We start from the raw sequence: 12,312 nt of genomic DNA, 5'->3' as shown, positions 1-12,312 counted from the left end.
AGCATGTCCGGTAGCAGCGTGGCTCAGGTTCAGAAGCTGTACTTGGCCGTCAGCGCATAGCTGCGCGGGTTGCCGTAGACGTCGGTGGAGCCCCAGACTGAGCTTGCGCCAATTGCCGTGTAGTAGGTGCGGTCGAAGATGTTGTTGGCGTTCAGTTGCAAGTCGAGGTTCTTGCTCACCTGATACCCCGCCATCAGGTCGGCGACGGCGTAGCTGCCCTGTTCCAGGCGATAGCTGCCATCGGTGAGCGCGATATCGTTGTACATGCGGCTCTGCCAGTAGACGTTGCCACCGACGCGCATTTTCTCCAGTGCGCCCTGCAGGCGATAGACCGTCGACACCTTGAACAGATGCTCGGGTGTATCGGTGTTGAATTGCTGGTTCTTGTTCGCCGGATCGGCGTCCTTGAGGTAGTGGGTGCGAGCGTAGGTGTAGCCTGCGCCGACTTGCCAGTTCTCGGTCAGCGCGCCTTGCAGTTCCATCTCGATGCCCTGACTGCGTACCAGACCGGCAGCGTCGTAGCAGGTCAGAACCGCGCAGCCCGCCTGGGTCGGCGACTGGGTCTTGAGGTTTTTCTGGTCGATCTGGAACACCGCCAGGGAGGTGTTGAGGGCGCCGTTGAAGTATTCACCCTTGATACCGACTTCATAGTTTTCGCCAACCACCGGCTTGAGCACCTTGCCGGACAGGTCCTGTGCGCTCTGCGGCTGAAAGACGTCGGTGTAGCTGGTGTACAGCGAGTGGTGGTCATCCAGCTTATAGATCAGCCCTGCGTAGCGCGTCAGGTTACGGGTGACCTTGTAGTCTTCGTCGCCGGCGCGGTCATCGTAGTCGTACCAGTCCAGACGGCCGCCGAGGATCAGGGTCAGCGGATCGGCCAGGCTCAGGCGTGTGGTGAGATACACCGCATCCTGGGTGGCGATGCTGTGCGTCTTGCCATCGCGGACGAAGTCCGGCTTTGGTGCGCCGATGGGCAGTCCGGTGTCGTAGGGGCTGTATTCCTTGCTGGTCTGGTCGTACACGCGCCGGCTGGTACCGACCACCACTTCATGAGTGCGGCCAAAGGCTTCGACCGGCCCACTGGCGTAGACATCGAAGGCGGTCTGCTTCTCTTCCGGCCTCGACTGGTAGGCCGTGGTTTCCAGCGGGCCGTTGTAGCGAGACAGGTAGGTCCCCGAAAACAGGCCGTCCAGCGACGAGCTCGAGCCCGCTACGCGCAGTTTCCAGTCGTTGTCGAAACGGTGCTCCAGCTCACCGAACACGGTGTCTATCTGGATTTTCTTGTTTTCCCAATCCGAGCCGGAATAGGTGGAGCGCGGCAGGTTCAGGTGGTGACCATCAGCGCCGAGGGGCAGGCCGCCCCAGAAATAGTTGGTCTGATCTTCCTGACGAGACAGGCCCAGGGTGGCGGTCGTTGCGTCGCTCAGATCGGCTTCGATCACCCCATAGAACACGCCGTGATCGCTCTTTTCCTTGTCGCGGAAGCTGTTGGCATCCTGGTAGGAGCCGACTATCCGGCCGCGAACCGTGCGGCTGTCGTTCAGTGGGCCGGACGCATCGAAGACGCCACGGTAATCGTCCCAACTGCCGACCGTGCCGGTAAGGGAGACCTGTGGCACGGCGGTAGGGCGCTTGCGCACCATATTGATCGCTGCCGAAGGATTGCCGGAGCCTGTCGCCAGGCCAGTCGCGCCTCTGATCACTTCGACATGATCGAACATGGCCAGATTGGGTTGAACGCCTGCCGTGTAGCCCGAGTACGAGGCGGGCAGGCCGTCGTACATGATGTTGTCGATGTCGAAACCGCGCGACGTGTAGGTTTGCCGACCGGGTCCGCTGGACTGGTCCAGAAACAGTCCAGGGGTGTACCTCACCACGTCATTGATGCTGGTCATGGCCTGATCGTCCATGCGCTGACGGGTGACGACCGTCACGGCCTGCGGCGTTTCACGAATGGTCAGCGGTAACTTGGTCGCTGTCTGCATCGGGCCGGTGGTGTAGGACTGACTGCCTTCGGTGGTAGAGCCAAGTTGATCGCTGCTGATCTCTGTGGCGCCCAGTTCCATGGTCGTGGCGGGCTGTGCTTCGCCAACCTGTGCTTCAGCGGCAAAGGCTGCCTGCGTGGTGGCAGCCCAGATGCCCATGGCCAGCAGACCCGGTGTGAAACGATTACGGCTTTGCGATTGTTGCCCCGACATGAACCCGACACTCCCTCGACGCCGTCCATGGCAGGATGATAATAATGTTGATAATGGTTCGCATTAGTGTGACAGGTTGTTTCGATCAGAAAAAGACACTGCGAACAAATAGTTAACAAAATTTTCACATTTCCAGAGTGAGGCCGGGTGTGTGTAGGCCTGAGTGTCGGGCAGGTATCCCATCGAAAAACTCTATGAAAATCTTGTACATGAAATTACATTGGTACAAGTTTTTATGGCTGCGGAGCCTCTTCCATTGACTCAATCCCCTCATCTCCATCTGGTTCTCGGCGACCAACTCTCCTTCGACCTTGCGTCCTTGAAGGGCCTGATCCCCGAGCGCGACACGGTCCTGATGGTCGAGGTCATGGAGGAGGCGAGTCATGTGCCGCATCATCCGCAGAAGATCGTGCTGATCTTCAGTGCCATGCGGCATTTTGCCGAGGCGCTGCGTGAGCATGGTGTCCGGGTGCAGTACGTCATGCTCGATGATCCGCAGAACACAGGGTCGGTGCCGGGTGAGTTACAGCGCTGGCAGGCCCTGCTGCAGGCAGAACAGCTGCACATTACCGAGTGCGGCGACTGGCGTCTGGAACAGTCAATCAAAGACTGCGGGTTGCCGATCCAGTGGTACGCCGACACGCGCTTTCTCTGTTCCCGTGACGAGTTCTCGTCCTGGGCGCAAGGCAAGAAGCAGCTGCGCATGGAGTTCTTTTACCGGGAGATGCGCCGCAAAAGCAGGCTGCTGTTGAACGGCGACGGTACGCCGGTCGGTGGTGCCTGGAACTTTGATGCGGAGAATCGCAAGGCCCTGCCCAAGGGCGTGGCAGCGCCTTATCCGCTGCGCTTTTCCGCCGACACCATTACCTGCCAGGTACTGAAGCTGGTAGGCGAGCGCTTTGCCAGCCATTACGGCTCGCTGGAGACCTTCGACTATCCGGTTACGCACGTCGACGCTCAGGCGCTGTGGGCATACTTTCTGGACTATGGCTTGGCCGGTTTTGGCGATTATCAGGACGCCATGGCCACCGATGAGCCGTTTCTGTTTCATGCGCGGATCAGCGCAGCGTTGAATATCGGACTGCTGGACTTGCGTCAGATCTGCAGCGATGTTGAGTCTGCGTACTGGTCGGGCAGGGTGGGGCTGAATGCCGCCGAAGGTTTCATTCGCCAACTGATCGGCTGGCGGGAGTATGTGCGTGGCGTCTATTGGCTGAAAATGCCCGATTACGCGAGCGGCAATCTGTTCGGTAACAGCAGGCCGCTGCCCGAGTTTTACTGGACCGGCGAAACCAAGATGAACTGCATGAGTCAGGCCATCGGCCAGAGTCTGAAGCATGCTTATGCCCACCATATTCAGCGCCTGATGGTGACCGGCAACTTTGCCCTGCTTGCCGGCATCGTGCCGGAGCAGATCTGCGAGTGGTATCTGGCGATCTACATGGACGCCTTCGACTGGGTCGAGCTGCCCAATACGCTGGGCATGGTCATGCATGCGGATGGCGGCTATCTGGGTTCCAAGCCCTATTGCGCCAGCGGTCAGTACATCAAACGCATGTCTGACTATTGCCGCGGCTGTGCGTACAAGGTCACTGAAAGCACCACTGAGGATGCCTGCCCATTCAATGCGCTCTACTGGCATTTCCTGATGCGTCACGGCGACCTGTTACGGCGCAATCAGCGCATGGCAATTATCTACAAAAACCTTGATCGGATGGCCGAGCCCAAGCAACAGGCGCTATGGGAGCGGGGTGAGCATTTGTTGGCCAGACTGGATGCCGGAGAGGCGCTTTGAAAAAGAACGAGTTGCCGGTCAAGACCTGCGTAGTCTGCGGGCTGCCGTTCACCTGGCGCAAGAAGTGGGCGCGCTGCTGGGATGAGGTGCTTTACTGCTCTGAGCGTTGCCGGCGAAACAAGCGCACGGCACGCGAGTAGCGTTTTCAAAATATTTCGAAATGAAAAGCGCTGAACTATCGCTTGCTCAGCATGATCCTTCCTTATGCGCATTCAGCGCGACCCCGACCTGCCAGCGCATCCGCACTGAGTTTTGATCCAGGGTCGCCGAACGAAAAGGAGCCGTCATGACCGTAACCACCCATCCCGTCTACCGCTACACGCCAGGCCCGCTACATGCGACCTTGCTTGCCGGAACCGTGCCTTTGTTTCTCGGCGGCTTGCTGAGTGATATTGCCTATTACCAGACCTTTCAGATTCAGTGGAGCAACTTTGCCGCCTGGCTGATTGCCGGAGGCCTGTTGTTCTGCGGGCTGGCGTTGCTGTTCGCGTTGGTCAATCTGGTTCGCGCCGATCACAAGGGCGGTCGTCCTGTGGTGTACTTCCTGTTGTTGCTGGTCACCTGGGTGCTGGGGCTGGTCAATGCCTTCGAGCATGCAAAAGACGCCTGGGCGGTCATGCCGTCCGGCTTGATCCTGTCGGTCATCGTCACTGTTCTGGCCTGCGTTGCGACGTGGACCGGGCTCACCAGCCTGCGTTCCGGAGGTGCAGAATGAGAAATACCCACGCATTGACCGCATTGAGCATGGCGCTGCTGCTGAGCGCCTGTGGTGGTGAAGCAGACAGCACTCAGGCGCGCGGACCGGATCCGAAGCTGCCGGATCCGCAACGCGGCCTGTTGCCGAGCATGAAGATTGCCGAACCGACCGCATGGGGCGATCAAAAGCCTGCCGTGCCTGAGGGTTTCAGCATCACGGCGATTGCCAGCGATCTGAATATTCCACGTCAGTCCATCGTTTTGCCCAACGGCGATATCATCGTTGCCGAAGGGCGCGGCGGCAGTGCTGCCAAGCTCAAGCCCAAGGACGTGATTGCCAGCGTCATCAAGGCCCAGGGCAACACCAAGGTCAAAAGCGGTAATCGTCTGACGCTGTTGCGGGACGCGGACGGCGACGGCAAGTATGAGCTGAAGACGGTCTTCGCCGAGAACCTCAATGCGCCTTATGGCCTGGCCTTCGCGAACGGCAAGCTGTACGTGGCCAACCAGGATGCGCTGGTCAGCTTCGATTATCAGGAAGGTCAGACCAAGGCCAGCGGTGAGCCGACCAAGGTCACCGATCTGCCTTCGGCGATCAACCACCACTGGACCAAGGCGCTCACGGCAAGCCCCGATGGCCGCTTCCTGTATGTCGGTATCGGCTCGAACAGCAACGTGACCGAGCGTGGCATGGAGGTCGAGATCGATCGGGCGATGGTCTGGCAGATCGACGCCGCCACCGGTGCCCACAAGCCTTATGCGACCGGTCTGCGCAACCCGACGGCACTGGCGATTCAGCCGGGCACCGGGCAACTGTGGACGGTGGTCAACGAGCGTGACGAACTGGGGCCTGATCTGGTACCGGACTACCTGACCTCGGTGAAGGAGGGCGCGTTCTACGGCTGGCCTTACAGCTATTGGGGCCAGAATGTCGACACGCGTGCCCAACCGCAGAATCCGGCCAAAGTCGCTGCGGCGATCAAGCCTGATTACAGCCTCGGTTCGCACGTCGCCGCACTGGGCGTGTCGTTCTCGATCCCGGCCATGGGCGACAAGTTTGCCGATGGCGTGTTCGTCGGTGAGCATGGCAGCTGGAACCGCGATAACCCGGTGGGTTACAAGGTGATCTTCGTGCCGTTCAGCAACGGGCGTCCCGCCGGTGAGCCTGTGGATTTCGCAACCGGTTTCCGTGGAGCCGACGGCAAGACGCGCGGCCGGCCGGTAGGCGTGACGGTTGATCCGAAAGGCGCACTCATCATCGCCGACGACCTGGCAAACACCATCTGGAGAGTGACCCGCAACAAGTAGGTCACGATAGCCAGAGGTCGTTGTTGATTGATCGTTCCTGCGCAGAGCGTCGGCACGATAGTGGGTGATTGATCGTTCCCACGCTCCGCGTGGGAATGCCGTTCGTGACGCTCTGCGTCATCCATGGACCTCGACGCGGAGCACCGGCCCGATAGCCGGTCTTCGCAGGAATTACCTCGCTTCACTGAAACAAAACTCCCTCTCAAGGTGGCCTTGATGCGGCCTTACACGTTAGGGTTGGCCGCATCCATGCGCTGGCCTGAGAGGTCGGTCGCTGCCATCCCCGAATTCTGGAACCGCTGTGAGTCGCTTTGAAACCGCTGGAAACGTCGAAACAAAACCCGCTTCATGGTGGGCTGTCGGCAGTGTATCGCTTGGATCGTTCGCCACTGTCACCACTGAATTTCTGCCGGTCGGGCTGCTGCCCGATATCGCTCGCGACCTGGGCACCAGCATCAGCCAGACAGGCTTGATGATGGCCGTTCCCGGCATCCTCGCGGCCATTTCGGCACCCTCCTGTATTGCCCTGTTCAGTCATGTCGATCGCAAACGCCTGCTGCTCGGGCTGCTGTCGATACTGCTGGCATCCAACCTGATCGTCGCGTTGTCCACGCACTTCTGGCTGACGCTTGCAGGCAGGGTACTGCTTGGCTTCGCGCTGGGGGGGTTCTGGACGATTGCCGGGTCGCTGGGGCCGCGCCTGAGGCCCGGCAAGGAGGGCGTAAAGGCCACCGCGTATGTGCTGGCGGGCGTCTCGATCGGCACTGTCGCCGGGATTCCGGCCGGTACGTTGATCGGTGAGGCCTTTGGCTGGCGGGCCGCATTCGAAACAGCGGCGGTGGTCACGGTTGCAGTGGCGTTGTTGATCGCAACCTTCCTGCCTGCGTTGCCGGGCGAGCGTTCTGCCGGCATTAGCCAGATGTTGTCGCTGGCTGGCGAGCAGCGCATCCGTCGCATGTTCGCCGCTGCACTGTTGATCTATGTCGGGCACTTCGCGGCCTACACTTATCTAGCGCCCTTCGTGCAGGAATTCGCACATATCCAGGGTCAGGCGCTGGGGGCATTGCTCTTCGCGTTCGGTCTGGCTGCGGTGGCAGGCAATCTGGCCGGCGGAGCCCTGGCGGCCAGAAGCGCGCCGTCCTCGGTGCTGATCATGACCCTGCTGATGCTGGGCTCGCTGACGGCGCTGCTGATGTTCGTCGGCAACCCGTGGCTGCTCTGGCCAGTGATTCTGGTCTGGGGTTTCGCTTTCGGGATGATCCCCATCACCACACAGATCTGGTGTTTCGAGGCCTCCAATAATCGTGTCGAAGGTGTTCAGGCGTTGCTGGTGTGTGTAGTGAATCTGTCGATTGGCGGGGGAGCGTTCATTGGCGGTGTGGTGTCCGGCCGGGCCGGCTTTACCGCCGCCATCGTGATCGGTGCGGTATGTGCTGCACTGTCCATGCTCACCGTGATGCTGGCGATGCGCAGCTCAACGCCGGTCAGTTGCACAGACTGATCTGCCGGTAATGAGATATCGCGGCGATGCTGAATCCATCGCCGCTATACCGATCACACCCTCAGCCTGCCTTGAAAAACGCGACCTTGCGGGTCAGGCGATCCGCGAGATGTGCGAGCTCCTCACTGGCGGTTGCCACCTGCTGCGATCCATTGGCGGATTTGAGTGTCGAGTCGTGAATGCTGGTGATGTTCATCGCAACGTCTTCTGCCACCGCACTCTGCTGAACCGACGCGCTGGCGATCTGCGCGTTCATGTGGTTGATCGCGCTCACTTCCTGATTGATTCTCGACAGGGCGCTTTGGGCATTACGTGTCTGCTCCACGGCACGATTGACCAGTTCACAGCTGTCGCGCATGTTCTGTGCGGCAGTTTCGGTACCACCCTGCAGCGTGCTGATCATGTTTTGAATCTCCTGGGTCGACAGCTGGGTGCGATTGGCCAGCGAACGAACCTCATCGGCGACCACCGCAAAACCTCGGCCATGCTCGCCCGCGCGGGCGGCTTCAATGGCCGCGTTGAGCGCCAGCAGGTTGGTTTGTGAGGCAATCGAGTTGATCACCTCGATCACCTTTTCGATCTCCTCGCCGTGCCGTGAGACCTGCTCCACGGTGCCGGTCGTTTCGGTCAGCGTGGCAGCCAGTTGTTCGATGGCAGTGGTGGTGCCTTCAACGAGGCTGTTGCCGTTCGCCACCTCACTGTCAGCCAGGCGTGCCGCATCTGCTGCCTGCGCTGCATAACCCGACACTTCACTGACCGTCGCGGCCATCTCGCTGATGGCGGTAGCCACCTGTTCGGCTTCACGGGTCTGCACCATGATCTGCGTATTGTTGGCGGAAGAGGCTGCCGACAGAACGCTGGAGGACTGGCTGACCTCCTGAGCGGCCAGTCGGACGTCGGTGATGGTTTCCGAAAGACGGTTCAGCGCCGTTCTCAGCACGCCCATGACGCTGTCGGGATAGGCCGTGGTGATGGATTGTTGCAGATCGCCCGCTGCCAGTCGGCGAATGGCCTCTGCAACGTCTACCGGCTCTGCGCCGAGGGTCTTTTTCACGAAGCGGATGATGAATGCCGACAGCACAATACTCAGCAGCACAGCGAACGCAGTGGCCAGCAGCATCAGGCCACGGAACTGGCTGGCGGTCGCCTGCACATTATCCAGTTGGACCCTGATCGAGGCTTCCTCATGGTCGATGAGCGCATTGATGCGCTTCAGCCATTCGCTGTAGTTACCGGAGGTCTGGCTCAGCAACAAGGCCTGGGCACCGGCGATGTCTCCGGCACGGCGCAAGGCAATCACGCTCTTGGTAGAGCCGAGCGTTTGCTGTTCGATTTCCTTGATGCCACGCAGCAATTGGCGTTCTTCGGCAGTGACATTGGGCTTGGTGAACAACTGCTCCATCGGTACGGCCGAGTCGACATAGTCCTTTTCAAGACGGGTCATCTCTGCCAGATGCAGCGCCAGGTCCTGGTCGTTGTTGACCAGCACGGCATCGCGCAGAGCGATCGCACGGTTATGCACACTGCCCCGGAAGTTGATCGCATAGCGTTGCACCTTGGCGGCATTTTCGCCTACGTCTTCCAGGGTGCTGTCGATGAACCCGACCCGCTGAATGCCAACGGCTGTGATCAAGATGAGCAGCGAGACGACAGCGGCGAATCCCAAGCCGATGCGCGTAGCCAGAGAAACCTGATTTTTCATGGAATGAACCCGAGCGAGGCAAGAGGAGAAGTCGAATTGAATAATGGCAAAGAGCCTTTATTCAGAATGGCCTGACAATACCGTCCAGTGGACTGACTGCCCAATAGATATTTGCGCACGACGACATAGACAGGTGTTATTTCAGAACTGTATGACAGTTACGAAAGCCTGGGGTGCGATCTTTTTGGGTACTCGTGGTCGCTGTGTCCAGCAAGTCACCGGCGAGGCTCATGCCGTTCGCCGGTTGCGGTTTTTTTGCAGCGCCGGTCAGACGAATCCGGTTACTGCATGGGGCACGTAGGGTGCCTCGAGGCGTTTGATGTCCTCATCACTGAGCACCAGGTGCAGTGCTGCGATGGCATCGTCCAGTTGCGTCGCCCTGGAAGCGCCGACGATGGGCGCTGATACTCCGCGCTTGGCCAATACCCAGGCCAGTGCGATTTGCGCCATCGGCACCCCTCGCTCTGCGGCAAGCTGTTCCACGGCATCGATCACTCGACCGTCTTCCTTTTCCGTCGCCTCGTAAAACGACTGGCCGGAAACGTCGGTTCTGGTCCGCTCGGTCTGCTGACCATGCGGCCTGGTCAGCCGGCCGCGTGCCATCGGGCTCCACGGCATCAGACCGACACCCTGATCGATACACAGCGGAATCATCTCGCGCTCCTCTTCGCGATACACCAGGTTCAGGTAATTCTGCATCGAGACGAACCTGCTCCAGCCATGCGCGGCCGCCACCTGCTGGGCCTTGGCGAACTGCCATGCATACATGGAGGACGCGCCGATGTACCTGGCCTTGCCGGCCTTGACCACATCGTGCAGCGCTTCCATGGTTTCCTCGATGGGCGTGTCATAGTCCCAGCGGTGGATCTGGTACAGGTCGACATAGTCAGTGCCGAGCCGCGTCAGGCTCGCATCGATACTGGACATAATGGCCTTGCGCGAGAGCCCCTTTTCGTTAGGCCGGGTCGAGCCTTCCCACATGTTTGCCGGAAAGAACACCTTCGTTGCGATCACGGTCTCGTCGCGACGCGTGAATTCCTTCAGTAACTTGCCGACGATGGTTTCCGAGGTGCCTGCCGAGTAACTGTTGGCAGTGTCAAAAAAATTGATGCCTTGCTCGACGGCGTGCCTGATGATCGGCCTGCTTGCTTCTTCGCCCAGTGTCCAGGGATGCGTTCCGGCATCGGGCTCGCCGAAGGTCATGCATCCAAGGCACAGTCTGGAGATATCCAGCCCTGTGTTTCCAAGCTTTACGTAGTCCATGAATCCTCCGTCTATCGTTGATTGGCCAGTCGCCGAGCCGTTTCGGTGCCGTCCATAACGTTTACAGTTGGGGCAATGTCTGCCCGAGACAACTCTCTTTGGCGCGATTGGTTCTATAGTTCTAGATCTGTAGAACTATAAGCGACTGTGCGTGATTCGGGAGCAGCAAAATGGCCAGACTGGAACAGATAGGGTTTCTCGGTTTCGATGTATTTGGCACCGTTGTCGACTGGCGAAACGGCGTGGCGCGGGCCGCGGCGCCGTTTCTGCAGCGGCATGGCGTGGACGTCGATCCCCTCGATTTTGCCGATCAGTGGCGGGGTCTGTATCAACCTTCCATGCAGCGAGTGCGTGCGGGTGAGCGCCCGTACGTGACACTCGACGTGCTCAACCGGGAGAGTCTCGAAACAGTGCTGGCACGCCACGAGGTGGATTTCGGCAGCATCCCCGACGCCGAGCTTGCCGAGCTGAACAAGGCCTGGGAGCGGCTCGATCCGTGGCCCGACTCGGTCGCAGGCCTGACCCGATTAAAGCGCAGATTCTCGATCGGTACGCTATCGAACGGACACATCGCCGGAATGCTCAACCTGGCGAAATTCGGCGGACTGCCCTGGGATGTAATCATCGGTGCGGAGATTGCCGGCACCTACAAACCGATGCCCCAGACTTACCTGAAGTCTGCAAAAGCAGTGGGCCTGGCGCCGCACTGCGTCGCCATGGTGGCTGCGCATAACGCCGACCTCACTGCCGCACGTGCGAATGGCTTCAAGACCGTTTTCGTCCGACGTCCCACCGAGCACGGGCCAGGCCAGACGTCTGACCTGACCGCTGAACAGGACTGGGACGTGATCGTCGACTCCCTGACCGAAGTGGCTGAAGCGCTCGATTGCTGAAGCGCCGCTACCCGGGCTGGCTGCTCACCCGCGCAAGTCTTTCCACATGTGCACCTTGGCGATAAACCCGTTGCCGACAGCGACCGCAAGGGGTTCGAGGCCAAAGGTCACGAAGCCCATGCGCTCGTACAGTCCGACTGCTTCGCTGTTGCCCTGCGTGACAGTGAGTTGGACGAGCAGAAGTGCGGGGCGAGTTCCCGCATGGTCGAGCACGCTGCGCACCAATCGAGAGCCGATGCCCCTGTTCCTGTGCCCCGGGGGCACATACATGCCGAACAGGGTCGATTTGTGTCGGGCCTTGTTTCGGGTTTCCACGCAGAGGCCGGCTACGCCCAGCAAGTGACCGTCTTCAACGGCGGCGAACACTACTTCGGTTGCGCCAGCGCTGTCATCGAGCCTTTTCTCCCACCATTGGGCAGGCAGCACTTCGCGCTCCTTCACGTCAGAGGTAAAGGCGTCTGGATGACGTTCATAGGCCTCAAGCATCAAGGCGCGATAGGCAGGCGCATCGGCCGGGGTCAGTCGTCGGTAGGTGAGGGTCATGGAGGCCGGGCTCGTGTGAATCAGGTTTCGAGTATTGCATTGCGCGCCGTTGAAAGTCGTTGCCCGACGCTGAAATTTCAGACAGATGTGGCGGCTGGACAGCAGTGCCGTTTGACGGACACTTTCGCGGTTTGTAACTTTTTGTTTGCCTCACCGCCAAAAATCGTGGTTATTATCCCGGGCGCTCAGGGCCAAAAACCCGGCGCCAATGACTGTCACGGGTCCACAGACTCCGCAGTCACAGCCGATCGGGTCCACCCTGGCGCTGACACCCCGGCGCAGGCCGTTCCCCGTCGTTGACCCTCGAACGGAAGATGAGGTTTCAATTGGTCACGCGGTATGCAAACGTCATTTCCAAGGGCAGAGCGATCAGTCTCGTCAACGAGCCAGCCACCCCCCTTTCTGTATGCGAG

At 59.9% G+C, this 12,312-nt stretch carries 10 protein-coding genes; 6 read left to right on the top strand and 4 right to left on the bottom strand.

The window, feature by feature from the left end:
- Nucleotides 1-29: 29 nt before the first annotated feature.
- Nucleotides 30-2,198, bottom strand: coding sequence for a TonB-dependent siderophore receptor (locus JOE33_RS05265; protein WP_010429700.1), 2,169 nt, complete (start codon nt 2,196-2,198; stop codon nt 30-32).
- A 256-nt stretch (nt 2,199-2,454) separates the two neighbouring features.
- Here JOE33_RS05265 and JOE33_RS05260 point away from each other — a divergent pair, with 256 nt between their 5' ends.
- The 5 genes from JOE33_RS05260 to JOE33_RS05240 all read left to right on the top strand — a co-directional run bounded on the left by JOE33_RS05260 (nt 2,455) and on the right by JOE33_RS05240 (nt 7,498).
- Nucleotides 2,455-3,993, top strand: coding sequence for a cryptochrome/photolyase family protein (locus JOE33_RS05260; RefSeq protein WP_187625682.1), 1,539 nt, complete (start codon nt 2,455-2,457; stop codon nt 3,991-3,993).
- A complete protein-coding gene (locus JOE33_RS05255; protein ID WP_003315231.1) occupies nt 3,990-4,133 on the top strand; it encodes a DUF2256 domain-containing protein in 144 nt (47 codons plus the stop codon). The genes JOE33_RS05260 and JOE33_RS05255 overlap by 4 nt, the downstream gene beginning before the upstream one ends.
- A 146-nt stretch (nt 4,134-4,279) precedes the next feature.
- The gene (locus JOE33_RS05250; RefSeq protein ID WP_054993249.1) at nt 4,280-4,708 is read left to right on the top strand and encodes a DUF2231 domain-containing protein; all 429 of its coding nucleotides are present in this window, start codon (nt 4,280-4,282) and stop codon (nt 4,706-4,708) included.
- Entirely contained in the window at nt 4,705-5,997 is a 1,293-nt protein-coding gene (locus tag JOE33_RS05245; protein WP_010429713.1) for a sorbosone dehydrogenase family protein, read from the top strand. The genes JOE33_RS05250 and JOE33_RS05245 overlap by 4 nt, the downstream gene beginning before the upstream one ends.
- Before the next feature lie 301 nt (nt 5,998-6,298).
- Nucleotides 6,299-7,498 (top strand): MFS transporter, encoded by a 1,200-nt coding sequence (locus tag JOE33_RS05240; RefSeq protein ID WP_096243261.1) that lies wholly within the window; start codon nt 6,299-6,301, stop codon nt 7,496-7,498.
- 61 nt (nt 7,499-7,559) lie between these two features.
- Here JOE33_RS05240 and JOE33_RS05235 read toward each other — a convergent pair whose 3' ends face one another.
- Complete coding sequence (locus JOE33_RS05235) at nt 7,560-9,200, bottom strand: methyl-accepting chemotaxis protein (RefSeq protein ID WP_187625681.1); 1,641 nt, start codon at nt 9,198-9,200, stop codon at nt 7,560-7,562.
- 267 nt (nt 9,201-9,467) lie between these two features.
- The gene (locus tag JOE33_RS05230; RefSeq protein ID WP_096102898.1) at nt 9,468-10,463 is read right to left on the bottom strand and encodes an aldo/keto reductase; all 996 of its coding nucleotides are present in this window, start codon (nt 10,461-10,463) and stop codon (nt 9,468-9,470) included.
- Between the two features lie 170 nt (nt 10,464-10,633).
- Here JOE33_RS05230 and JOE33_RS05225 point away from each other — a divergent pair, with 170 nt between their 5' ends.
- Nucleotides 10,634-11,356: a haloacid dehalogenase type II gene (locus tag JOE33_RS05225; RefSeq protein ID WP_187625680.1), complete on the top strand. Its 723-nt coding sequence runs from the start codon at nt 10,634-10,636 to the stop codon at nt 11,354-11,356.
- Between the two features lie 24 nt (nt 11,357-11,380).
- Here the strand turns inward: JOE33_RS05225 and JOE33_RS05220 are convergent, their stop codons facing one another.
- Entirely contained in the window at nt 11,381-11,899 is a 519-nt protein-coding gene (locus tag JOE33_RS05220) for a GNAT family N-acetyltransferase (protein WP_187625679.1), read from the bottom strand.
- Between the last annotated feature and the right edge of the window lie 413 nt (nt 11,900-12,312).

Source organism: Pseudomonas sp. PvP027, assembly GCF_017833005.1.
Classification (GTDB): domain Bacteria; phylum Pseudomonadota; class Gammaproteobacteria; order Pseudomonadales; family Pseudomonadaceae; genus Aquipseudomonas; species Aquipseudomonas congelans.
This window is presented reverse-complemented; position numbering and strand designations above follow the sequence as displayed.